At 73.6% G+C, this 21,719-nt stretch carries 20 protein-coding genes and 1 tRNA gene; 12 read left to right on the top strand and 9 right to left on the bottom strand.

The features are described 5' to 3' along the window. Nucleotides 1–19: 19 nt before the first annotated feature. A complete protein-coding gene (locus tag QWZ14_RS22490; RefSeq protein WP_290319169.1) occupies nucleotides 20–1,282 on the bottom strand; it encodes a CinA family nicotinamide mononucleotide deamidase-related protein in 1,263 nt (420 codons plus the stop codon). Between the two features lie 12 nt (nucleotides 1,283–1,294). After that, the gene (locus QWZ14_RS22495) at nucleotides 1,295–2,221 is read right to left on the bottom strand and encodes an LLM class flavin-dependent oxidoreductase (protein ID WP_290319171.1); all 927 of its coding nucleotides are present in this window, start codon (nucleotides 2,219–2,221) and stop codon (nucleotides 1,295–1,297) included. A gap of 172 nt (nucleotides 2,222–2,393) precedes the next feature. On the opposite strand from QWZ14_RS22495, the gene QWZ14_RS22500 reads away from it, so the two are divergent. From QWZ14_RS22500 to QWZ14_RS22520, 5 genes are read left to right on the top strand one after another with little or no spacing between them, the layout of a single operon-like run. Beyond that, nucleotides 2,394–3,950, top strand: coding sequence for a GMC family oxidoreductase (locus tag QWZ14_RS22500; protein WP_290319172.1), 1,557 nt, complete (start codon nucleotides 2,394–2,396; stop codon nucleotides 3,948–3,950). Beyond that, nucleotides 3,947–4,711: an SDR family NAD(P)-dependent oxidoreductase gene (locus QWZ14_RS22505; RefSeq protein WP_290319173.1), complete on the top strand. Its 765-nt coding sequence runs from the start codon at nucleotides 3,947–3,949 to the stop codon at nucleotides 4,709–4,711. Before QWZ14_RS22500 ends, QWZ14_RS22505 begins: the two co-directional genes overlap by 4 nt. Further along, entirely contained in the window at nucleotides 4,704–5,468 is a 765-nt protein-coding gene (locus QWZ14_RS22510; protein WP_290319174.1) for an SDR family NAD(P)-dependent oxidoreductase, read from the top strand. The genes QWZ14_RS22505 and QWZ14_RS22510 overlap by 8 nt, the downstream gene beginning before the upstream one ends. A gap of 14 nt (nucleotides 5,469–5,482) precedes the next feature. Beyond that, on the top strand, nucleotides 5,483–6,313 hold the full coding sequence (locus tag QWZ14_RS22515) for a polysaccharide deacetylase family protein (RefSeq protein WP_290319175.1): 831 nt from the start codon (nucleotides 5,483–5,485) through the stop codon (nucleotides 6,311–6,313). A gap of 4 nt (nucleotides 6,314–6,317) precedes the next feature. Further along, nucleotides 6,318–7,901: an ABC transporter substrate-binding protein gene (locus QWZ14_RS22520; protein ID WP_290319176.1), complete on the top strand. Its 1,584-nt coding sequence runs from the start codon at nucleotides 6,318–6,320 to the stop codon at nucleotides 7,899–7,901. A 452-nt stretch (nucleotides 7,902–8,353) separates the two neighbouring features. Here the strand turns inward: QWZ14_RS22520 and QWZ14_RS22525 are convergent, their stop codons facing one another. The 4 genes from QWZ14_RS22525 to QWZ14_RS22540 all read right to left on the bottom strand — a co-directional run bounded on the left by QWZ14_RS22525 (nucleotide 8,354) and on the right by QWZ14_RS22540 (nucleotide 13,835). After that, entirely contained in the window at nucleotides 8,354–11,176 is a 2,823-nt protein-coding gene (locus QWZ14_RS22525; protein WP_290319177.1) for a GDSL-type esterase/lipase family protein, read from the bottom strand. A gap of 301 nt (nucleotides 11,177–11,477) precedes the next feature. Continuing rightward, on the bottom strand, nucleotides 11,478–12,530 hold the full coding sequence (locus QWZ14_RS22530; RefSeq protein WP_290319178.1) for an LLM class flavin-dependent oxidoreductase: 1,053 nt from the start codon (nucleotides 12,528–12,530) through the stop codon (nucleotides 11,478–11,480). Nucleotides 12,531–12,567: 37 nt separating this feature from the next. Then, complete coding sequence (locus tag QWZ14_RS22535) at nucleotides 12,568–13,071, bottom strand: MaoC family dehydratase (protein WP_290319179.1); 504 nt, start codon at nucleotides 13,069–13,071, stop codon at nucleotides 12,568–12,570. Beyond that, a complete protein-coding gene (locus tag QWZ14_RS22540; RefSeq protein ID WP_290319180.1) occupies nucleotides 13,068–13,835 on the bottom strand; it encodes an enoyl-CoA hydratase/isomerase family protein in 768 nt (255 codons plus the stop codon). Before QWZ14_RS22540 ends, QWZ14_RS22535 begins: the two co-directional genes overlap by 4 nt. A gap of 147 nt (nucleotides 13,836–13,982) precedes the next feature. Here QWZ14_RS22540 and QWZ14_RS22545 point away from each other — a divergent pair, with 147 nt between their 5' ends. Together QWZ14_RS22545 and QWZ14_RS22550 are read left to right on the top strand one after the other, a co-directional pair. Next, nucleotides 13,983–14,945: a Bug family tripartite tricarboxylate transporter substrate binding protein gene (locus tag QWZ14_RS22545; protein WP_290319181.1), complete on the top strand. Its 963-nt coding sequence runs from the start codon at nucleotides 13,983–13,985 to the stop codon at nucleotides 14,943–14,945. Nucleotides 14,946–14,988: 43 nt separating this feature from the next. Beyond that, entirely contained in the window at nucleotides 14,989–15,243 is a 255-nt protein-coding gene (locus QWZ14_RS22550; RefSeq protein ID WP_290319182.1) for a hypothetical protein, read from the top strand. Nucleotides 15,244–15,343: 100 nt separating this feature from the next. On the opposite strand, the gene QWZ14_RS22555 is transcribed toward QWZ14_RS22550, so the two are convergent. Beyond that, nucleotides 15,344–15,925, bottom strand: a complete 582-nt coding sequence (locus tag QWZ14_RS22555) for a DUF305 domain-containing protein (RefSeq protein WP_290319183.1) — start codon at nucleotides 15,923–15,925, stop codon at nucleotides 15,344–15,346. Nucleotides 15,926–16,264: 339 nt separating this feature from the next. Continuing rightward, on the bottom strand, nucleotides 16,265–16,693 hold the full coding sequence (locus tag QWZ14_RS22560; RefSeq protein ID WP_290319184.1) for a hypothetical protein: 429 nt from the start codon (nucleotides 16,691–16,693) through the stop codon (nucleotides 16,265–16,267). Between the two features lie 100 nt (nucleotides 16,694–16,793). Between QWZ14_RS22560 and QWZ14_RS22565 the strand changes: the two genes are divergently transcribed. Together QWZ14_RS22565 and QWZ14_RS22570 are read left to right on the top strand one after the other, a co-directional pair. Then, a complete protein-coding gene (locus tag QWZ14_RS22565; protein WP_290319185.1) occupies nucleotides 16,794–17,396 on the top strand; it encodes a hypothetical protein in 603 nt (200 codons plus the stop codon). Further along, nucleotides 17,393–18,022 (top strand): class II aldolase/adducin family protein, encoded by a 630-nt coding sequence (locus QWZ14_RS22570; protein ID WP_290319186.1) that lies wholly within the window; start codon nucleotides 17,393–17,395, stop codon nucleotides 18,020–18,022. The genes QWZ14_RS22565 and QWZ14_RS22570 overlap by 4 nt, the downstream gene beginning before the upstream one ends. On the opposite strand, the gene QWZ14_RS22575 is transcribed toward QWZ14_RS22570, so the two are convergent. Continuing rightward, nucleotides 18,015–18,617 (bottom strand): Tat pathway signal protein, encoded by a 603-nt coding sequence (locus QWZ14_RS22575; RefSeq protein WP_290319187.1) that lies wholly within the window; start codon nucleotides 18,615–18,617, stop codon nucleotides 18,015–18,017. The genes QWZ14_RS22570 and QWZ14_RS22575 overlap by 8 nt on opposite strands. 151 nt (nucleotides 18,618–18,768) lie before the next feature. Here QWZ14_RS22575 and QWZ14_RS22580 point away from each other — a divergent pair, with 151 nt between their 5' ends. The 3 genes from QWZ14_RS22580 (at nucleotide 18,769) to QWZ14_RS22590 (ending at nucleotide 21,513) form a co-directional block, all read left to right on the top strand. Continuing rightward, on the top strand, nucleotides 18,769–20,502 hold the full coding sequence (locus tag QWZ14_RS22580; protein WP_290319188.1) for a tetratricopeptide repeat protein: 1,734 nt from the start codon (nucleotides 18,769–18,771) through the stop codon (nucleotides 20,500–20,502). Nucleotides 20,503–20,513: 11 nt separating this feature from the next. After that, complete coding sequence (locus tag QWZ14_RS22585; RefSeq protein WP_290319189.1) at nucleotides 20,514–21,362, top strand: 4-(cytidine 5'-diphospho)-2-C-methyl-D-erythritol kinase; 849 nt, start codon at nucleotides 20,514–20,516, stop codon at nucleotides 21,360–21,362. A 79-nt stretch (nucleotides 21,363–21,441) separates the two neighbouring features. Continuing rightward, a tRNA-Gln gene (locus QWZ14_RS22590) sits at nucleotides 21,442–21,513 on the top strand. Nucleotides 21,514–21,719: the final 206 nt, after the last annotated feature.

Below are 21,719 nucleotides of genomic sequence, written 5' to 3' on the forward strand. Positions count from 1 at the left end.
CATGCCGCGTGCAGGACCATCACCCGCGCTGCTCGAAATCCACCGGCTCATCCACCGGCAGGCCGAGCAGCAGCCGCCGCAGGCAGTCGAGCCCCATCTCCGTCGCCCCCTGCCGCACCCAGTCGCGGCCGTTGGTCAGCCGCGCCCGCCGCGTCACCACATGGCCCTCGGTCGCCAGGCCGATGCAGACCACCGCGCCCCACTCCCGGGCATCCGGCCCGGCATCCGGCGCCACCAGCACCGCCAGCGCATGGCTCGCGCCGCTGCCGGCGCGCAGCGCCCGGGCGATGATCGCCGCCGCCTCCGGCGTCACCGCCTCCGGCGCCGGGATGCCGACCGCGGCACACAGCCGCTCCAGGGTCGGCGCCACCACCGCGCTGGCGAACAGCCCCTCGGCCAGCGGCGAGCGGGCAAGCCGGGAGGCGATGGCGCCGCTGGTGAACATCTCCGCCACCGCCAGCATGCCGCCGCCGGCCTGCAAGGCCCCGAGGATCACGCTCTCCAGCGAGGCGTCATCCTCGGCGAGCACGAAATTGCCGAGCCGCCGGCGCACCTCCGCCTCGATCGGCGCCAGCGCCGCCTCGAGCGTCGCCATGTCGGCCGCCCGCACCGCCAGCTTGGTCTCGAGCTGCGGGTAGTGCGACTGGAAGCCGAGCTTCACCGGCCCGTCCTCGAGGCCCGGGATGTCGCTCAGCATCTGGTCGGCCCGGCTCTCGCCGATGCCGAAGGTATGGAAGCGCTTCAGCCGGGTCACGCCGGGCAGCCCGCCGAGCGCCAGCAGCCGCGGCAGCAATTGCTCCTCCAGCATCCGCTTCAGCTCCCGCGGCACGCCGGGGGTGAAGAAGAAGCGGGCGCGGCCGATGGTGACGGCGAAGCCGCAGGCGGTGCCGATCGGGTTGTCGATGAACTCGGCGCCCTCCGGCAGCATCGCCTGCTTGCGGTTGTTCGGCGGCATGACCCGGCCGCGCCGGGCGTAGAAGGCCTCGACCCGCGCCAGCCACTCCTCATGCAGCACCAGCGGCACCCCCGCCGCCTCCGCCGCCATCTCCTGCGACAGGTCATCGACCGTCGGGCCGAGCCCGCCGTTGACGATCACCGCATCCGCCCGCTTCGCCGCCTCGGCGAAGGCCGCGCTGAGGCTCGCCCGGTCGTCGCCGACGATGGTGCCCCAATGGATGTCGAGCCCGAGCTCGACCAGCCGCCGGGCGATGTGGCTGTAGTTGGTATTGATGGTCTTGCCGGTGAGGATCTCGTCGCCGGTGCAGAGGATCTCGATGCGCATCAGGGGTTCCGTTCAGGCGTTGAGGCCGGCCAGCAATTCCAGGTGGCGGTCATGCGCGCCGGCGAAGCGCAGCACCAGGTGGCCGACGCCGGCGGCGGCATACTCGGCGATGAGCTCGCGCGCCCCGGCGAGCCCGCCGGCGTAGCAGCGCTGGCGCTTCCGCATCACGTCGGGCCGCTGGCCGTAGTAGCCAGCCATGAAGGCATCGATCCGCGCCTCGGCCCGGGCCGTATTCTCATCGATCGCGAGCGTCAGGTAGACCGCGCCGGTCAGGTCGGCGGGGTCGCGCCCGGCCTCCCGCGCCACCGCCTGCATCGCGCCGAAGGTCTCGGCGAAGGCGGCGGGGTCGTGGCCATTGGGGAACCAGCCGTCGAAATGCCGGCCCACCCGCTCGATGGTCGCCGGCGCCGCGCCGGCCAGCCAGATCGGCGGCCCGCCCGGCCGGTGCGGCACCGGGCCCAGCACCGCGCCCTGCAGGATCCAGCGCCCGTCCCAGTCCACCGGCGCGCCGCCCCAGAGCGCCCGGCACAGCCGCAGCCCTTCCAGCATGCGACCCACCCGCTTCTCCCAGGGCACGCCGCAGGCCGCGAATTCCGCGCGGATATTCGCCACGTCGCTGGCGATGCCGACGCCCAGGATGACGCGGCCTTCGGCAATCTGGTCGAGCGTCGCCACCTGATGCGCCAGCAGCACCGGGTTGCGCAGCGCCGGCAGCAGCACCGCGGTGCCGAGCTGCACCCGCCGCGTCCGCCCGGCGACGGCGGCGAGCAGGGTCAGCGGGTCATGCCGCGGCCGCGCCAGCACCGAATCCCCGACCCAGACGGAGGCATAGCCCAGCGCCTCGGCCCGCTCCGCCAGCGCCAGCAGCGGCGCGGCCTCCGGCCGGCCCTCCATCACCTGCTCGCGCGTGGGCAGCAGGTAGCCGATGCGTGGCGTCATGCGCGCCCTCCCCTTCGATGGGCGCCAGGGTGGGCGCATTCGCGCGGATCCGGCAAGCCGGCCTAGCATGGCGCTTGCATCGCCCCCCCCACCCTTACGGAGCTTCGGATGCAGTTGCGCACCCTGATCCCCTCGGCCATCCCGCCGTTCCAGGCGGTGGAGACGTAGCGGCATGCATGACGTGATCGTGGTGGGCGCCGGCTCGGCCGGCGCCGCCCTGGCGGCGAGGCTCTCCGCCGACCCGCAGCGCCGGGTGCTGCTGCTGGAAGCCGGGCGGGACTGGCGCGCCGCCGAGGCCCCCCAGGCCATGCTCAGCGCCAACCCCATCCCGATGATCCACGACCCCGGGCTGCAGGCGGAGTGGCACTGGCCCAGGCTGGTCTCCCGCCGCACCGCGGTGCAGCAGCCGAAGTTCTACTGGCGCGGCAAGGCGCTCGGCGGCAGCTCGGTGGTGAATGCGCAGATCGCCATCCGCGGCGTCATGGCCGCCTTCGACGCCTGGGCCGAGGCCGGCTGCGAGGGCTGGTCCGGCCGCGACGTGCTGCCCCTGTTCGATGCCATCGAGTGCGACCCCGCCGAGGGCCATGGCAGGTCCGGCCCGCTGCCGGTCTACCGCGCCCCGGAAGCCAGCTGGGGCCCGGTCGACCTCGGCCTGAAGGCCGCGGCGCTGGCCGCCGGCTACCCCTGGAACGCCGACCTCAACGCGCCGACCGGCGAGGGCGTCTCCTGCTACCCCATCAACAGCCGCGACGGCCGCCGCGTCTCGACCAACGAGGCCTTCCTGGAGCCCGCCCGCGGCCGCCCCAACCTCGAGATCCGCGGCGATGCGCTGGTCGATAGGGTGCTGATCGAGGCCGGCCGCGCCACCGGCGTCCGCGTCCACCTCAAGGGCCAGGGCTGGGTGGATCTTCCGGCGCGGGAGGTCGTGCTCTCGGCCGGCGCGGTGCATAGCCCGGCGATCCTGCTGCGCTCGGGCATCGGGGCCGGGGCGGCGTTGCAGGCGATGGGCATCGATGTGGTGCACAACCTGCCCGAGGTCGGCCGCAACTTCATGGACCACCCGATCGTCCGCGCCAGCCTCGACCTGAAGCCGGACTTCGCCGCCACCGACCCCGACCAGCGCCACACCAACTGCTGCGTCACCTACAGCAGTGGCCTCGGCGGCGGCGGGGTGCGGGACATGATCCTCATCGCCTTCAACCACCGCGGCCTGGCCCCGCCCGGCGCCCGGCCGCAGCCGCTCGGCGCCATCGGCGCCGCGGTCTACGAGGCCTTCTCGCGCGGGACCGTCACCCTCGCCTCGGCGGCGCCGGAGCAGGACCCGATCGTCGAGGAGAACATGCTCTCCGACCCCCGCGACCTGCTGCGGATGCGGGATGCGGTGGCGCGGCTGGCGACACTCGCCGCGCAGCCGGCGCTGGCCCGCATCGCCTCCCGGATCACCTTCGGCGAAAGCGGGTTGAGCATGGCCGAGGCCGCCGCGCTGCCCGGCGATGCGCTCGACGCCCTGCTGCTGCAGGAGGCCGGCGACATCCAGCACGCCGCCGGCACCTGCAGGATGACCGCCTACGAGGAACCGCGCGGCGTGGTCGACCCCGATGCGCGGGTGAAGGGCATCGCCGGGCTGCGGGTGGCGGACGCCTCCATCATGCCGGCCGATTGCCGGGCCAATACCCACTTCACCTGCGTCATGATCGGCGAGGCGGTGGCGCGGAGAATGATGGCATGAGGGCGGACCGCTTCACCGGCCAGGTGGCGCTCGTCACCGGCGCCGGCTCCGGCCTCGGCCGCGCCACCGCCCTCGGCCTGGCCCGCGAGGGTGCGAAGCTGCTCCTCTTCGACCGCAGTGCCGAGGGGCTGGCCGAGACCGCCGCCCGCTGCCCCGGCGCCGTGACCGTCACCGGCGATGCCGCCAGCGCGACGGATGTCGCCGCGGCGGCGGCACGCGCGGCGGAACTCGGCCCGGTCACCCTGCTGGTCACCGCCGCCGGCATGCTGGGCCCGGCCAGGCCCCTGGCCGAGGTCGAGGAGGCCGAATGGGACCGGCTCTTCGCGGTCAATGTGAAGGGCACCTGGCTCGCGGTCCGCGCCGTGCTGCCGCGGATGCAGGCGGCCGGCGGCGGCGCCGTCGTCGCCTTCGCCTCCACCGCCGGGCTGGCGGGGTCCGCCACCCTGCCGGCCTATTCCGCCAGCAAGGGCGCGGTGGTCATGCTGACCCGCAGCCTGGCGCTGTCCCATGCCGCCGAGGGCATCCGGGTGAACTGCGTCTGCCCCGGCTCGATCGAGACGCCGATGCTGGAGGCCACCTTCGCCGCCGCCGGCGACGCGGCCGCCCGCGCCGCCCGCGAGGCCGCCTTCCGCGCCCGCCACCCGATGCTGCGCTTCGGCCGCGCCGAGGAAGTCGCGGAGACCGTGCTCTTCCTGCTCAGCCCCGCCGCCGGCTTCATCACCGGCGTCGCACTCCCCATCGATGGAGGCCGCCTTGCCTGACCCGAACCGCTTCGCCGGAAAGGCCGCCATCGTCACCGGCGCGGCCCGCGGCATCGGCGCCGCCACCGCCGCCCGGCTGGCGGCCGATGGCGCCCGGGTGCTGCTGGCCGACCTGTCGCCCGCGGTGATGGCGACCGCGGCGGCGCTGGGCGCCACCGGCCTCACCCTCGACCTGAACGCCCGCGGCGCCGGGGAGGCGCTGGTCCAGGCCGCGCTGGAGGCCTTCGGGCGGCTCGACATCCTGGTGAACAACGCCGGCATCGGCGGCTCGAAGCCGCTGGCCGAATCGGACGACGAGCTGATCGACCGCTTCATCGACACCAACCTGAAATCGGTGCTGCGGGTGACGCGGGCGGCGATCCCCTACCTGGCGCGGCCGGGCGGGCGGGTCATCAGCGTCTCCTCGACCTTCGGCATCGCCGGCTATCCCGGCACCACCGCCTATGCCGTGGCCAAGGCCGGCGTCGCCCAGATGACCCGGCAGATGGCCGGCGAGCTGGGGCCGGAGGGCATCCTGGTGAATGCGGTGGCGCCCGGCGTCATCGAGACGGCGATGACCGTGGGCCACCTCGGGAGCGAGTACTACCGGCGCGCGGTGCTGGAGCCGACGCCGCTGCGCCGCGCCGGCCAGCCGGAGGAAGTGGCTGCCGTCATCGCCTTCCTCGCCTCGGCGGATGCCGCCTATGTCTCGGGCCAGGTGATCGCGGTCGACGGCGGGTGGCTTGCGGCGCGGCATCCGCCGCGCGAGGCTGGCTGAAAGGAGTGCCCCCGATGATCGACATGCGAGTCAACTGGCCGAACAAGGCGCGGGTCGCGGTCATGCTGACCTTCGACTTCGACGCCGAGACGCTGTGGCTGGCGCGCGACCCGGAGAATATCCGCCGCCCCGGCATCCTCAGCCAGGGCAGGTACGGCGCCAAGGTCGGCGTGCCGATGATCCTGCAGACGCTGCGCGAGGAAGGGGTGAAGGCCACCTTCTTCGTCGTCGGCTGGACCGCCGAGACCCACCAGGACCGCGCCGAGATGATCCTGCGCGAGGGCCACGAGATCGCCCACCACAGCTATTCCCACAGCTGGATCGACCCGTCCTTCCCCGACAAGGAGGTCGAGGAGATGGAGAAGGGCCTCGAGGCGCTGAAGCGCTGCCTCGGCGTGGTGCCCAAGGGCTACCGCTCGCCGGCCGGGGAGACCAGCGACAACCTCATCCGCCTGCTGCAGAAGCACGAGTTCCTGTACGACAGCTCGCTGCTCGACGACATCAACCCCTATCGCCACGTCATGCCCGACGGCAGCCGCGGCCCGGTCGAGCTGCCCTGGCACTGGAGCCTGGACGACGCGGTCTATGCGCTGTTCAGCATCAAGGGCCCGCGGCCGATCTTCCCGAACAGCCACATCCGGCAGGTCTTCCAGGACGAGTTCCGCGAGATCTACCGCTGGGGCGGGCTCTACAACCTGGTGATGCATCCGCAGGTCAGCGGCCGGCCGAGCCGGATCATGCTGCTGCGGGAGATGATCCAGTGGATCAAGACCTTCCCGGACGTCTGGTTCGCCACCGGGACCGAGGTCGCCGAGGCCTGGGCCGCCGGCCATGAGAAGGGCTGAGACCATGCTGCGACGCCTGCTGCTGGGCCTCCTCGCCGGCTGCACCCTGGCCCTCGGCGCCAGCGCCCAGCCGCGCGAGCGGCCGCTGCGCCTGGTGCTGAACGTCGGGCTGCAGAACCTCGACCCGATCGCCAGCCCCTCCTTCGTCACCCGCAACTTCGCCTACATGGTCTACGACACCCTCGTCGCCATGGACGGCAAGGGCGAGTACCAGCCGCAGATGCTGGAGGGCTGGCAGGTCAGCGAGGACAAGCTGACCTGGACTTTCACCCTGCGCCCCGGCCTGGAATTCAGCGACGGCACGCCTGTCACGGCGGATGACGTCATCGCCTCCCTCAAGCGCTGGGGCGCCCGTGATTCCATCGGCCGCCGGCTGATCGCGGCGACGAAGGAGCTGCGCGCCGAGGCGCCGAACCGCTTCGTGCTGCAACTGGCGCAGCCCTTCGGCGGCGTCATCGACGCCCTCGGCAAGCCGAGCGTGCACGTGCCCTTCATCATGCCGGCGCGGCTGGCCGGCACCACCCCGCCGACCCAGGCGGTGGCCGAGGTCGTCGGCAGCGGCCCCTACCTGTTCCTCCGGGACGAATGGGTGCCGGGCGAGCGCACCTTCTTCCGCCGCAACCCGCGCTACGTCCCGCGCCCCGAGCCGGCCGACGGCCTCGCCGGCGGCAAGGTCGCGCATATCGAGCGCGTCGAGTTCGTCACCCTGCCGGATGTCTCGCTGCGCGCCGCGGCGCTGACCAGGGGCGAGGTGGACTACCTGGAATACGGCCCGATCGACTACCTCTCGATCTTCCGCCGCGACCGCAACCTGGTCATCGCCAGGCCCGGCGGCATCGCCCATATCGTCGGCGGCGTCAGCATCAACCACCACCTGCCGCCCTTCGACCGGCTGCCGATGCGCCGGGCCCTGCAGGCGGCGCTCGACCGCAGCGAGATCCTGGCCGGCCACGGCCTGCCCGAGGGCATGACCGATGCGGGCTGCACCTCGATGTACCTCTGCGGCACCCGCTACAGCAGCGACGCCGGCGGCGAGGCCATCCGCGCCCCGAGCCTCGAGCGCGCCCGCGCCCTGCTGCGGGAGGCCGGCTACGCCAACGAGCGCATCGTCATCCTGCAGCCGGCCGACAGCGCGCTGATCAACCCGATGGCGCTGGTGGTGATCGACAGGCTGAAGCGCGCCGGCTTCAACCTCGACGTCAGTACCTCCGACTGGTCCTCCATCGCCCAGCGCTGGGTGGCGCGGGAGCCGATCGAGCGCGGCGGCTGGAACCTGGTGCCGGTGATCTATACCGGCTTCGACATGGCGGACCCGCTGAGCAACGTCGGCATCGGCTACAACTGCACCAATACCCAGCCCTGGGGCTATTGCGTCCCGGCGATGACCCCGGTGCTGGACGCCTTCGCCGCCGAGAGCGACCCGGAGAAGCGCAAGGCGCTGGCCGCCGACCTCCAGCGGCTGGCGATCGAGAACGTCACCTTCCCCGTCGACGGCCAGTTCCAGGCCCCGGCGGTCTGGCGCGCCGAGCTGAAGGGGGTGATCGACTTCGGCTTCCCCGTCCTGTGGAACATCGAGCGGAGCCGGTAGCGGCTTTTCCCGCAGGCCCGGCTGGGCTATGCTGGCGCCAGTGTCCGCGTAGCTCAGCCGGATAGAGTACAGGATTCCTAAGGGTTAATTGGGCGTTGCGCCCGGAAACGGCGCAACGGATCCGCTCAAAGTCGGGGAAAGCTCGGGCGCCCTCAGCGCCTTGCCGATCCCGAGCCAAGCCCCCGGCGAAAGCCGCGGGGAAGGTGTAGAGACTGGACGGGCGGCACCTAAGGGCCTCGGCCTAGGGTGAAGGGACAGTCCAGACCACGAACGTCGCGCAAGCGGCGGCGGCGAAAGCCGAAGTGGAATTGAATCCTGGGGCCGTGGGTTCGAATCCCGCCGCGGACACCATCCGGACCATGCAGGGCGTCGGTCCCGCCGGGCCCCGCGCTTCGCCCGCGCTCGGATGCGGCGCCCCGCGTCCCGCTGATGGCCGCGTGGCGGTCTGGTCATCAGGCGAATGCGAAATCCGTCGCGCGCAGGCTGGCGATGGCGACACCCGCGAGGGCGATGGTGTTGTCCGCGTCGATCGTGATGATCGTATCCCCGCCGGACGCCACCGCGTGGCTTCCCAGCCAGGCGTCGAAGCTGCCGATGGTCAGGCCGAGCGCGCGGAGATCCAGCCGGTCCTCGCCCGGGCGGAAGTCGGCCAGGGTATCGCCCCCGAAACCCGCGGCGAAGGCGAAGGCATCGGCCTCCGCGCCTCCGCTGAGGCTGTCGGCACCCTGACCGCCGATGAGCGTATCCCGGCCGGCACCACCGGACAGCGTATCGGCGCCGCCGCCGCCTGCCAGCCAGTCGTTGCCGCCGCCGCCGAGCAGCGAATTCGGCCCGCCATCCCCGGTCAGCAGATCATTGAAGGCGCTGCCGGTCAGTGCGGCCACGCCGGCGCCGATGGCGGTGGACGGCCCGCCGGCCGGCGGATCGGCCAGTATCGCGGTGGTCCAGTATCCGGCCATCTCCAGGTAGCCGCCATCGGTCGGGTGGATGCCGTCGAACAGGTCTGCGGTGCTGACGCTCAGCATCTCCACCTGACGGACGGTCTGGCCGCGGCCGATGGCATCGGCGACGACCGCCCGGATGGCGACATTGACGGCATCGACTTCCGCCGTGTTGCCGCTGAGCGGCAGGACCGTCGAGACATAGACGGTCGTGGCCGGGCTCCGCTGCGCCAGCAGGTCCAGCATGGCCCGGATCTCGGGGCCGACCGAGTTCTGCGCGTTGGTCTCCTGGAGGATGTCGTTGGCGCCGGCCAGCAGCAGGACGGCGCCCGGTGCATAGGTGGCGAGCAGGCTTGGCAGCAGCGCCAGCAGGTCGTCCGCGGTCTCGCCGGGATAGCCGGCATGGTCCGGGTCGGGCACCAGGCCATTGCTGTTGGGTCCGACGAAATCGGCCAGCACGCCGGCCCCGGCCAGGTTCTGCCAGAGGAAGCCGCGGTAGCCATGCTCGTCGCTGCCCTCGGGGGCATCGCCATTCGTGATCGAATCACCGAAGGGCATCATCCGCAGCGCGGGATGCCAGGACGCCGCCGCGAGGTCGGCCGCGACGCCCTGCGTGGCGTCGGCGAAGCTGAGCGTGCCGGACGGCGGCGGGCTGGCGGTGAACTGGAAGGTGCGCGGCACCGGAGTCGAGCCGTCCTCGTTGCCATCCTCCACCGAGACCGCGAAGGACGCCGCCGTGACCCCCGGGTCGCTGAAGCGGAAGGAGACCGCGCCGGCGGCGAGCTGCTGTCCGGTGAAGCTGCCGGCCGTCACGCCCTCCACCAGGATGCCGCCGTTGACGGCGCCGCTGACGGTGAAGGTCACGCCCGAGGCCAGGTCGTCGGGGTCGGTGAAGGACAGGTCGGCGGTGGTGATGACATAGGCCGCGCCGGCAATCGGGGCTGCCAGGTCGCCGGTGAGGACCGGGGCGATGTTCCCGCCGGCCGTCAGCGCGATGGTTGCCGTGGCGCTGCCCGTGGCCTGGCCGCCATTGGCGGTGCCGTCGCCGTCGTTCAGCGTGAACGTCACCTGCTTGGTCGCGGTGGAAGCGGCGGTGCTGCTGTAGCCGATGCGGCCGAGCACGGCCTGGACATTCGCCGGGGTCGCGCTGGCGCTGGTGAAGCCGATGACGAGCGCCGCGCCATTGCCGCCGCCCGAGACGGTGCCGATGGCGGTGCCATTGACGGCGACGGTGGCGCCGCCATTGGCCAGGGTGACCACGCCATCGGCGAGGATGCCGAGCTTATCGGCCAGGGTGCCGTTCTGGGTCAGTTCGGCCCGCAGGAAGCCACCGTTGAAATTCGCCGAATCGGCATCGAGGATGCTGCCCGCCGGGGCGATGCGGACCGCCGGATCGCCGCCGCGCCAGGCCAGGGTGACGGAGGTGCCGGACGCGCTGCCGTTGAGGTCGGGCACCGGCGCATCATTGACCGCCGCCAGGGTGACGGCCAGGTCGCGGGCGGCGCTCGGGCCCTGGCCGTCGTTCGCGGTGACCCGGACGGTCCGGTTCGCGCCTGTCGGGGCGTCGCTGAGGTTGTCGTAGACGACGCCGCGCAGGATGGCCTGATAGGTGTCCTGGGGGGCGGTACCGGTGATGCCGAGGCTGCCGGTTGCCGCATTGTAGCCGACCGCCAGCCCGGCCGCCGTGGCCAGCTGCGCTGCGGCCGCCCCGAGCGCCAGCGATTCGACCGCGTCGCCGTTCGGTCGCGTGGTCAGGGTTGCGGTCAGGGCGGTGAGGCTGGGGGAATCCGCATCCGTAAGGATGGCCGCAGGGGCGATCGCGGTCGGCGTCTGCTCGCGGACGCTGGCCGCGCCATTGGTGCCGGACGCGGTGCCGTTGAGGTCGAGCTGGGGCAGGTCGTTGACCGCGGTGACGCTGATGACGGCGGTCCTGACCGTGCCGGCCAGGTTGAACGTGACGGCCTGGCTGGCCGCGGGGGCGTCGCTGGTGCTGGCGAAGGTGAGCTCCTGAATGAGCGTCTGGATGCGGGCGGCCGTGGCGCTGGCGTTGAAGGCGATGACGATATCCACGCCGTTGCTGCCGCCGGTGATGGTGCCGATGGTCGTGCCGCTGATCCGGACGTTGGCGCCGGACAGGGATGCGAAGCCGTCGAACCCGATCCTGGTCTCCGGCAGGAGGCCGGAGATCCTCAGGCTCTGGCCAGCGAAATTCCCGACCGCGCTCACCGTGGCGACCGGCGCCAGGTCGATCGCCGCGGCGTTCTCGACATAGGCACGGGCCTCGTTCAACCCGGCGCGGCTGCCGTTGAGATCGAACCCGGTCACCGTTGCCATGCCGCATCTCCCTTTCGAACGACTGTCCAATTCGGGAGGCGAATTCCATAGGGGGTATCGGGATAGGGCGGCGCCGTCGCCTCCTCCCCTTCGGAGCCGCCATACCCACGGCGGATTACCCCTTCCGGTCCGTGCGGCCACGGTCACCGCGGCACGGCCGGCGGCCCGCGCCGGCTCGGCCCGATGCCGCCGGCGCCGATCTCCTGCGCCCGGACGCTGCTATTCCGAAGCGTGCCGCATCGTCGCGATGGATGTCGGCGAGCTCAAAGTCTGACCCATGGCCTGATCGCCCCTGCCTGCCTCACCCCGGCCGGATCGCCGCCAAGCGCGGCATCACGTGCTCGGCGAAGCGCCGCATCTCCGGCTCGAAGGGCTGGAACTGCGTGAGCAGGGTATCGATCCCCGCGGCATGGAACTGCATCAGCCGCGCCGCCACCTGGTCGTAGCTGCCGACCGTGCCGCCGGCGGTGCCGCCGTTGGTGCCGACGCTCTCGAACTTCGCCTGGGTCTTGCGCATGGCGACGGCGGCGTCGGTATTGGCCTTCACATAGGCCTTGATCTCCGCATCCTGCTGCGCCAGGGCCAGCAGGCGCCGGTAGGCCGCCTGCGCCTCCGCCTCGGTCTCCCGGGCGATGACGAAGGTGGAGAGGCCGAAGCGCACCGGCTCCCCGGCCCGCGGCCGCCGGCGGACGTCGGCGATCAGCGCCGCCACGTCCTCGACCGGCTGGCCGTTGATGAACCAGACATCCGCCTGCGCCGCCACCAGGTCCCGCGCCGGGCCGGATTCGCCGCCGACGTAGATGCGCGGCCGCGGCCGGGTCGCGGCGGCCGGGCGCAGCAGGTAGTCCTTCACCTGGAAGTAGCGGCCCTGGTGGTCGACCTGCTCGCCCCGCATCAGCCGCTCCACGACGCCGAGCCATTCGGCGCCATAGGCGTAGCGCTCGTCGTGCTCGCGGAAGAGCATCCCGGCGTCCTCGATCTCCTTGCGGTTCCAGGCGTTCACCAGGTTGATGGCGAAGCGGCCGCCGCTGATCTCCTCGATCTGCAGCGCCATCTTCGCCAGCACCACGGGGTGGTAGAGCATCGGCTTGATCGCGGTGATGAGCTCGATCCGCCGCGTCTCCGCCGCCAGCGCGGCGGAGGCGGTCCAGGCCTCGAGCTGGCCGAGGTCCGGCCGGTGCGGGTTCATCGTGTGCTGGGCGACCAGCACGCAGTCGTAGCCCAGCGCCTCCGCCTCCAGCACCAGCCGGCGGTTGCGCTGCCAGGAGGCGTCGTAGGGCTCCTCCGGGTCGTGCAGCGCGGCGCGGTTGCCGTGGACCAGGGCCCAGATGCCGATGCGCAGCGGAAGGGTCATGCCGGTCTTCTCCTGTCGGTGCGGGCGACGCCGGGCCTCAGCCCGCCGCCGGCCCCCGCATGCGGATGATGAAGCGCTGCATGCCGTCCAGCACCAGTTCGCGGCGCTGGTTGTGCACGGTGCTGCCGAGGCCGACGACGCCGGTGGTCCGCCGCGGCGTCAGCTCGGCGACGGTCAGCGCCGGATAGAGCGTGTCGCCGACGAAGACCGGCTTGTGGAAGCGGCTCGACTGCTCGAGGAAGCCGACCAGCGACTCCTCGACCAGGTGCGGGAACAGCCCGGCCCCCGGCGCGGTCTGGATCAGCGTCTGCAGGCCATGCGCCAGCATCTGCGGCATGCCGCGGGCGCGGCAGTATTCGGCGTCGTAGTGGACCGGGTGGTTGTCGCCGCTGGCCGCCTGGAAGGCGAGGAAGATGGCCTCGGTCATCGTCCGGCTGGGCAGGACGAAGCGTTCCCCGAGGGTGAAGTCGCCGAACCAGCGCTGCTGCGGCACCATGCGGTGCCGGGCTGGATCGAATGGGGCGGGGTCGAACTCGCTCATGCCGGCTTCCAGACCGGCTTGCGCTTCTCGACGAAGGCGGCGAGCCCTTCCCGGCAGGCCTCGGTGCCGAAGACGGTCGAGACGGTATCGACCGCGCCGGCCGCGCCCTGGCGGTAGCCGTTGTCGATGGCGCGCATGAAGGCGGCCTTGCCCAGCCGCATCAGCTCCGGCGACTTGGCGGCGAAGACCGCGGCCATGCGGCGCGCCTCCGCCAGCAGCTCCGCCTCGGGCACGTGCCGGGTGACGAGGCCGAGCGAGACCGCCTCCGCCGCGTCGAAGCTGCGCCCGGTGAAGAGCAGCTCGAAGGCGCGGTAGCGGCCGACGATGCGGGGCAGGTGGGTGTAGTGGATCGCCGGCAGCAGGCCGATGTCGAGCTCCGGGTAGCCGAAGGTCGCGGTATCGGCGGCCAGGATGATGTCGCAGGTGATGGCGACCGACATGCCGCCGCCGCGCGCCGCGCCGGTGATGGCCGCGATCGAGGGCTTGCCGAGGCCCGACTGCAATTCGCTGAGCTGGGCATAGAGCTTGCCGACGACGGCATGCACCTCCGAGGGCGTGCTGCGCCGGAAGGCGGCGAGGTCGAGGCCGGCGCAGAACCGCCCGGGGACGGCGCTGGCGAGGATCACCGCCCGCACCGCCCGGTCGTCCCGCGCCCGTTCCAGCAGGGCGATCAGCCGGTCCAGGAAGGCCTCGGTGATGGCGTTCACTGGCGGGTTGTTGAACAGGATCTCGGCGACGTGGTCCTGCACCCGGTAGTCGATCATGCTCCTCGGATCCTGCCCTCTGGTGTGTCCGGTCTCGGCCGGTTGCCGCAGTGGTAGCACGCGGTGGCGGCAGGTCACCCCCCGCCGCCCGCTTGCCGGCCATCGCCGGGCGGGCTGAGATGGCGCCGAACCCGGGGGACACCGACCATGATCGATCGCCGCGCATTGCCCGCGGTGTTGGCCAGCATGGCCGGTTGGCGCGGGGCCGGGGCGGCCGAGCCCGCCACGCGGCCGCTTACCCTGGTGGTGCCCTTCCCGGCCGGGTCGGTCACCGATGGCGTGGCCCGCGCCCTGGCGGCGCCGCTGCAGGAGGCGCTGGGCCAGCCGGTGCTGGTGGACAACCGCGCCGGGGCGCAGGGGACCCTGGGCGCCGCCCTGGTCGCCCGCAGCCCGGCGGACGGCCATACCCTGCTGGTCGCCTCCTCGCTGCTGTTCGTGGCCCGCAGCCTCTACCGGATGCTGCCCTACGACCCGGTCGAGAGCTTCCGGCCGGTCTCCGGCATCGGCGCCACCTGCATGGTCTTCCTGGTCGGCGGCGCCTCGCCGATCCGCTCGGTGGCGGAACTGGCGGCGCGGGCCGGGCGGCAGGACCCGCCGCTCAGCGTCGCCTACGGCTCGCCGAGCGGCCAGGTGGCGCTGGCGCTCTTCGCCGCGGCGAGCGGCACCCGGCCGGTCGCGGTCAGCTACCGCGGCATCCCGCAGGCGATGACGGACCTGGTCGGCGGCCATGTCGAGGCGGCGGTGGTCGACCTCGGCAGCGCCCTGGCGCAGGCGAAGGCCGGCGGCATCAGGCCGCTCGCCACCTCGGCCGGGTCCCGCAGCGCCCTGGCGCCGGAGATACCGGTCTTGCGCGAGGCCTTCCCCGATGCGGCGGCGGCGCTCGAGACCATGATCGCCCTGGTCGCTCCGGCCGGCACCCCGGCCGCCACGGTCGGGCGGATCGATGCCGCCATCCGGGCGGCGCTGGCCCGGCCGGCGGTGCGGCAGCAATTCGCCACCCTGGCCACCGCCCCGCTGCCGCTGGGGCCGGAGGCGCTCGGCCAACGCATCGGCACCGACAACGCGCGGTGGGAGGCGCTGATCCGCCAGGCCGGCATCGAACGGGAGTGACTGCGTCACCCCGAGCTTCTGCACCTCGGCGCGGACCAGCAGCGTGATCGCGCTCGAGCCGGACGAAATCGGCATCCGTCCGCTCGCGCGGGCGGGGCATGTCGATGTCGAAGACCTGCTTCACCGCGCCGGGCCGGGTGGCCATGACCACGACCCGGTCGGCGAGGAAGATCGCCTCCGAGATCGAGCGGGTGACGAAGACCACGCTCTTGCGGTCCTGCTCCCAGATCCGCAGCAGGGCCTCCCGCACGGTCAGGCCGGCGGTGGCGATGATCGCCGCCAGGGTCGCGCCGGATGATCGCATCGCTCATGCCGCCGTCTCCCCCTGCCTGGTCCACTGCCGGGGCGAATCCGGCCGGGCGCCGGGGCCGCATCCAGCCCCGGCGCGGGCCGCCCGCTCAGTGCGTCATGCCAGGCGCGTGGTCATGGGCCGCCCTCGGCGCCCGCGCCGCAGGGGCGTGGCCGGCGTGGGGATCGGCCGGGGGCGCGGTGTCCGCCGCCGGCCCGGGCATGGCGCCATGCGCCATCCCCGCCATGCCGTGCACCATGCCCGGCGGCACCGCCACCGCCGCCGCATCGCCCGGCCAGGCGGCGATCACCCGCCGCATCAGCCCGATTTCCTGGGTCTGGTCGGTGACGATGTCGACGTTCATCAGCCCGAGGAAGCCGTTCGCACCCGCCCCGGCCCGGTAGTCCCGCACCATGTCGAGCGCGCCCTGGTGGTGCAGGATCATTGCCTTGGCGAAGAGCACGTCCGCCCGCGTGACCGGCGCCGCGGCGGTGGCGATGGCATCCATCGCCCCCGGGATCGGCGAGCGCTGGAATTGCGCCATCTGCGCCAGCCCCTCGGTCGCCATCGGCTGCAGCACCAGCCCGCCCAGCCGCAGCGGCGGCAGCGCCAGGTTGCGCCCGACCTCCTCGAGCAGGGCCAGCTCGAAGCGCTGGTTGCGGATGATGGCCCGGGCCAGCCGGCGCAGCAACCGGGCTGCTGGCCTCCGGCTCGGCGAGATAGGCCTCGCTCATCGTCAGGGCGCCGGCGTGGTGGGCGCGCATGCCCTCGACATAGGCGCGGTCGGCCGCGGCGGCGGCCGGGTCGGCCCGGCGGTACCAGGTGGTGGGGGCCGGGGTGCCGCCGGGCACGTAGCCGTCCTCGATGCTGGCCTGGGCGGATGGCGCGGCGCCGAGCAGCAGGCCCGCCGCGAGGGCGAGGCCGGGGAGGGGGTATCGCATGGATCGGTATCCTCTGGTCCCGGCGCGCGGCCGGGGACCGGAATGGGGTCAGGGATGGCGGTTCCGCCCGGCGGGCCGGGGCGGCGGCGTCAGCCCCGGGCGCGCGGCGGTGGCCGCGGCGGACCCCGCAGGATGCCCGGCGGCTCCGACCCGGGCGCGGCCGTCGCCCGCGGCCCGGCCTCGGGTCCGGCCTGTGCCGGCGGCGGCGGCGCCGGCGGCGGCAGGGTGACCAGCATCGGGCATTGCCCGGCCAGGCAGCAGCCGTCGTGTTGCGCCTGCGGCGGCTGGGGCTCCGGCGCGGCGTGGCCGGCCGCTTGGTCGGCCCCTCGGTCGGCCCCTCGGTCGGCCCCAAGCGCGGCCGGTGCGGCGTGATGCCCGGCGCAATCGGCGACCGCCGCCGCGGCCGGCATGGGCCGGGCCACCGGCGGCATCACCGGCAGCAGCAGCAGGGCGAGCGCCACCAGCGCCATGACCAGGCGCCGCCGGCCCATCCCGTCGTCGTGCCATCCGTTCCGCATCGCGTCGCAGATGGGACGTCCCCGGCCCCCTGTTCAAGGGAAGGATGGCCGCCGCCGGGCGCGCATGGCTGAATGGCCGCCCGCAGAGGAGAGACCCGCCATGGCCGAGCCCATCAGCTTCCCCGGACAGGTCGAATGGTCCGGCGAGAACCCCGGCATCAGCCTGAAGACCGACCCCGACGGCCCCTTCACCACCCTGGCCAGCTTCTTCCGCGTCGTGCTCTCCCCGCATGGGCGCGGGCATGCGCTGGTGCTGCTGCAATCCCCGGGCGAGGCCGACGCCCCGGGCAATGTCTGCCTGACCGACAACGAGCCGTTGGCGCGCTACCTGGTCGCCGGCTTCGTCTCGAGCTTCGGCGCCTGGCGCGGGCTGCCGGGGCTGGCCGGGCTGCGCTACGCCCCGCTCGACAGCGTCGCCACCGAGGGCGATGCCGGCAGCACCTATTCGGAGGTGGTGAAGGCGCCGGGGATGGAGGTGACGCTCACCTGGGCCGGGCTCGGCGCGCCCTTCTGCTTCGCCCTGGCGCCGGAGCATTCGGCGACCGGCCGGCACCACATGCCGAGCCTCTTCGTCGGCTGCGAGAGCGCGGGCATCACGGTCAACGGCCGGGCGCTGCCGGGCAAGCCCCTGCCGCGGGTGGTCGCCGGCCATGCCATCAGCACGGCGATGCTGGCCTTCTCCGAGACCTGGATCCGGGCGTGAGGGCTGCGATCATCGAGGCGGCGCGGGCGCTGGATGCGCTCGGCTTCATGCCGAGCAAGTCCGGCAACCTGTCCTGCCGCACCGCGGGCGGCTGCCTGATCACCCCGGCCGGGCTGCCCTACGCGGAGTGCGGGCCGGAGGACCTGGTGGAGGTGGCGCCCGACGGCGGCATCCTCGCCGGGCACCGCCGGCCGTCGTCGGAATGGCGGCTGCACGCCGCGATCTATGCGGCGCGGCCGGAGGCGGGGGCCGTCGTGCATACCCACAGCCCCTTCGCCACCGCGCTGTCCTGCGCGCGGCAGGGCATCCCGCCCTTCCACTACATGATCGCCCTCGGCGGCGGCGCGGATATCCCCTGCTCGGCCTATGCCACCTTCGGCACCGCCGAACTGGCCGAGGCCTGCGTCGCCGCCCTGGCCGGGCGCCGGGCGGCACTGCTGGCCAACCATGGCGCGGTGGCGCTGGGCAGCACCCTGGCGGGGGCGCGGACCCTGGCGATGGAGGTGGAGAACCTCGCCCGGCAATACCTGGCGCTGCGCGCCGCGGGCCTCGCCCCGGTGCTGCTGACCGAGGCCGAATTGCGCGGGGTCTTCGCGCAATTCGGCGACTACGGCCGGATCACCTGAAGTTCAGCTCGCGGAGCGAGCAGGTCTCCACCCGCCGCCGCTCCAGCGCCCGCCCATCGGCATAGACCACGCGGATGTCGACGGTGCAGACCTTCCCCGCCGGCAGGCTGACCGGCAGGCCGGCGCCCGGCGCCAGGGTGCCCTGGCCGAGCCGGTCGCGGCCCCAGCCGGTGTCGGTGCTGAGCGAGACATAGAGCTCGTTCACCACCACGCCGGTGGCGTTGACGAATTGGAAGCTCGGGTCGCCGGCCCCGGCGGGCGTGCCGCCCCAGACCACGCGGGAGAGGCTGCAGGCATTCACCTGCCGCCGCTCCTCCTCCCGCCCGCCCTGGTAGACCACCTTGATGTCGAGCACGCAGTCGGACTGCTGCGGCACGATCCAGGCGCTCTGCCCCGGCGGCAGCACCGCCTGGCCCAGCACGTCGGGGCCCCAGGCGGAGACGCGGGAGGGCGAGACGAAGACCCGCTCGATGGTCTGGCCGGTGCTGTTCACCAGGCTGAATCGGTTCTGCGCCTGCGCCGGCGCGGCCCCGCCGGGGAGCCCGCCGGCCATGGCCAGCGCCAGGCCGAGGAGGAGCAGGAAGCGTGCGCGCATGGTTCACCCCTTCGCAATACCCATGGTTGCGGCACCCTAACATGCCGAAACCGGTCCGAACCAGGATGTCGCGGCCCCGCCGCCGGAGAGCCGGCCCGGGCGTGCACCGCGGCGATATCGCAGCGCGGCATTCTGCGGTAGCCTCGGTGGGATGCAGTTCCCCGGCCCCCCGTTCCGGCTCGTCCTCCTGGCAGCCGCCCTCCTGTCCGCCTGCGGCGCCAGCGGTGCCTCGAGTGCCCCCGGGCGGGACCGCGCGCCGCGCATCATCCTGGGCCAGCCCGGCATGGGCGCCTTCGGCAGCTACCTCGCGGGCCGCTTCGCCACCACCGAGACCGACACCCGCGCCGCCGCCGACAACCTGCTGGCCGCGCTCCGCGCCGACCCGGACCAGCCGGAGGTGCTGAACCGCGCCTTCCTCGCCGCCCTGCTGGACGGCCGGGCGGATGCGGTGCGGCTGGCCCGGCGCCTCGGCGACAACCCGGCCGCCAACCTGCTGCTGGCCGGGGCCGACGTGCAGGCCGGCCGCTGGGAGCGGGCCGAGCAGCGGCTGCGCGCCACCGCCCGCGGCGGCCCGGTGCAGGTGCTGCAGCCGACGCTGCTGGCCTGGGTCCAGCTCGGCCGCGGCCAGCCGGACCAGGCGCTGGCGACGCTCCGCCCGCTGGTCGAGGCCAACCGGCTGCGGGCGCTGAACGCCCTGCATGCCGCCCTGATCGCCGATATCGCCGGCCGCCCGCGCGACGCCGAGCGCTTCGCCCGCCAGGCGGTGGCCGACCAGCCGCAGCCGCCCTGGCGGCTGGCGGTGCTGGCCGCCGGGGTGCTGAGCCGGGCCGGCCGCGCCGCCGAGGCCCAGCGCCTGCTGGACGGCATCCTCGCCAGCGGCGACGACGCCGCGCTGGCGGCGACCGAGGCCACCCGGCGGCTGACCCTGGCGCATCGCGGCGTCGCCTCCCCGGCGGAGGGCATGGCCGAGGCCTATACCGCCCTGGCCAGCGCCCTGCGCGGCCAGGGCTCCAACGACTTCGCCCTGGTGCTGGCCCAGCTGGCGCTGCGGCTGCGGCCCGGCTTCGCCGTCGCCCAGGTGCTGGTCTCCGACACCCTGGCCGACCAGAACCACCCCGAGCAGGCGCTGGCCGCGCTGGAGCAGGTGCCGGCCGAGGACCCGCTGGCCCCGGTGGTCGGGCTGCGCCGCGCCGCGCTGCTGGACCGGCTCGACCGCACCGACGAGGCGGTGGCGCTGCTGCGCAGCCTGGCCGGCGCCAGCCCCGGCATGCCGCAGCCGGCCGCCCGGCTCGGCGACCTGCTCCGCCGCCGCGACCGCTTCCCCGAGGCGGTGCAGGCCTACGACATGGCGCTGGCCCGCGGCGGGCCGGGCGGCGAGGCGGCGGGCGGCGAGAAGGACTGGCCGCTGTTCTACGCCCGCGGCGTCGCCCGGGAACGCGCCGGCGACTGGACCCGGGCCGAGGCCGACCTGCTGCGCGCGCTCGAGCTCGCGCCGGAGCAGCCCTACGTGCTGAATTACCTCGGCTACACCTGGGCCGAGCAGGGCAAGAACCTCGACCGCGCCAAGGCCATGCTGCTGCGGGCGACCGAGCTGCGGCCGCAGGACGGCAACATCGCCGACAGCCTCGGCTGGGTGATGTTCCGCCTGGGCAACCTGCCGGAGGCCATCACCTGGCTGGAGAAGGCCGCCGAGCTGGAATCGCGCAGCAGCGTCATCAACGACCACCTGGGCGACGCCTACTGGGCCGCCGGGCGGCAGCGCGAGGCGCAGTTCCAGTGGCGCCGCGCCCTGGCGCTCGACCCCGAGCCGGTCGAGATCGCCAAGATCGAGACCAAGCTGCGGGACGGGCTGCCGGGCTACCCCGCCTCCACCGCCCAGCGCTGAGCGGGACGGCGATGCGCGAGCCGGCGCCGGCCAAGGTCAACCTGTACCTGCACGTCACCGGCCGGCGGGACGACGGCTACCACCTGCTGGACAGCCTGGCGGTCTTCGGCCCGGCCGCGGACCTGCTGGCGGCGGCGCCGGCCGCGGCGCTGACCCTGGCGCTGGAGGGCCCCTTCGCCGCCGGCCTCGCCGCCGAGCCGGACAACCTGGTGCTGCGCGCCGCCCGCGCCCTGGCGGCCGAGGCGGGCCTGCCCGGCGGGGCGGCGCTGCGGCTGGCCAAGCACCTGCCCGTCGCCTCCGGCATCGGCGGCGGCTCGGCCGATGCGGCGGCGGCGCTGCGGCTGCTGGACCGGCTCTGGGGCCTCGGCCTGCCCGAGGCGCGGCTGGCGGCGATCGGGGCGCGGCTGGGGGCGGATGTGCCGGTCTGCCTCGCCTCCCGGCCGCGGCGGATGCAGGGGGTGGGGGAGGTGCTGCGGCCCGCCCCGGCGCTGCCCGACTGCGGGCTGCTGCTGGTCAACCCCGGGGTGGCGCTGGCGACCCCGGCGGTGTTCCGCGCCCGCCCGCCCGGCTTTACCCCGGCCGCCGCGCTGCCCGCCGCCTGGGCCGATGCGGCGGCCATGGCCGGCGACCTCGGCCGGCTGCGGAACGACCTCGAGGCCCCGGCCATCGCGCTCTGCCCGCCGGTGGCGGAGGTGCTGGCGGCGCTGGGCCGGCTGCCGGGCTGCCTGCTGGCGCGGATGAGCGGCAGCGGCGCCACCTGCTTCGGGCTGTTCGCCAGCCCCGGCGCGGCCGAGGCGGCGGCGGCGGGGCTGCCGGGCGGCTGGTGGCGCGCGGCCGGGGGGCTGTTCCGGGCGGATTGAGCGGCCCGGCTGCACGGCGGGGCTTTACGAGGGCGGGGCGCGGTCCTATCCAGGCGCCGTCGCCCCGGCGACCCGCTGGTGGGGCGTAGCCAAGCGGTAAGGCAGCGGTTTTTGGTACCGCCATTCCCAGGTTCGAATCCTGGCGCCCCAATCAGAGCCACTACATCACTATGAAGATCTGCCGTTTTGCAAAGACTCAGCTGAAGTGCGACGACGATATCTAGGCGTGGTCACCAAATCGGCGCTTGTTGCGGAAAACAAATAATCAAGAACTATCTCCGGACCTGTGGGATCGCCTGTCAAGGTAATGTCTGATCGGCTAGAGCACATTGAGGTTGCGCGGAATCGCGCGTTCTG

Origin of the sequence: Paeniroseomonas aquatica, from assembly GCF_030409335.1 — a bacterium.
In the GTDB taxonomy this organism is placed as follows: Bacteria; Pseudomonadota; Alphaproteobacteria; order Acetobacterales; family Acetobacteraceae; genus Belnapia; species Belnapia aquatica.

Coding starts and splice junctions, on each gene's coding strand:
- QWZ14_RS22490 (WP_290319169.1), bottom strand. CDS start 1,282: ATGCGCATCGAGATCCTCTGCACCGGCGACGAGATCCTCACCGGCAAG.
- QWZ14_RS22495 (WP_290319171.1), bottom strand. CDS start 2,221: ATGACGCCACGCATCGGCTACCTGCTGCCCACGCGCGAGCAGGTGATG.
- QWZ14_RS22500 (WP_290319172.1), top strand. CDS start 2,394: ATGCATGACGTGATCGTGGTGGGCGCCGGCTCGGCCGGCGCCGCCCTG.
- QWZ14_RS22505 (WP_290319173.1), top strand. CDS start 3,947: ATGAGGGCGGACCGCTTCACCGGCCAGGTGGCGCTCGTCACCGGCGCC.
- QWZ14_RS22515 (WP_290319175.1), top strand. CDS start 5,483: ATGATCGACATGCGAGTCAACTGGCCGAACAAGGCGCGGGTCGCGGTC.
- QWZ14_RS22520 (WP_290319176.1), top strand. CDS start 6,318: ATGCTGCGACGCCTGCTGCTGGGCCTCCTCGCCGGCTGCACCCTGGCC.
- QWZ14_RS22525 (WP_290319177.1), bottom strand. CDS start 11,176: ATGGCAACGGTGACCGGGTTCGATCTCAACGGCAGCCGCGCCGGGTTG.
- QWZ14_RS22530 (WP_290319178.1), bottom strand. CDS start 12,530: ATGACCCTTCCGCTGCGCATCGGCATCTGGGCCCTGGTCCACGGCAAC.
- QWZ14_RS22535 (WP_290319179.1), bottom strand. CDS start 13,071: ATGAGCGAGTTCGACCCCGCCCCATTCGATCCAGCCCGGCACCGCATG.
- QWZ14_RS22540 (WP_290319180.1), bottom strand. CDS start 13,835: ATGATCGACTACCGGGTGCAGGACCACGTCGCCGAGATCCTGTTCAAC.
- QWZ14_RS22545 (WP_290319181.1), top strand. CDS start 13,983: ATGATCGATCGCCGCGCATTGCCCGCGGTGTTGGCCAGCATGGCCGGT.
- QWZ14_RS22560 (WP_290319184.1), bottom strand. CDS start 16,693: ATGCGGAACGGATGGCACGACGACGGGATGGGCCGGCGGCGCCTGGTC.
- QWZ14_RS22565 (WP_290319185.1), top strand. CDS start 16,794: ATGGCCGAGCCCATCAGCTTCCCCGGACAGGTCGAATGGTCCGGCGAG.
- QWZ14_RS22575 (WP_290319187.1), bottom strand. CDS start 18,617: ATGCGCGCACGCTTCCTGCTCCTCCTCGGCCTGGCGCTGGCCATGGCC.
- QWZ14_RS22580 (WP_290319188.1), top strand. CDS start 18,769: ATGCAGTTCCCCGGCCCCCCGTTCCGGCTCGTCCTCCTGGCAGCCGCC.
- QWZ14_RS22585 (WP_290319189.1), top strand. CDS start 20,514: ATGCGCGAGCCGGCGCCGGCCAAGGTCAACCTGTACCTGCACGTCACC.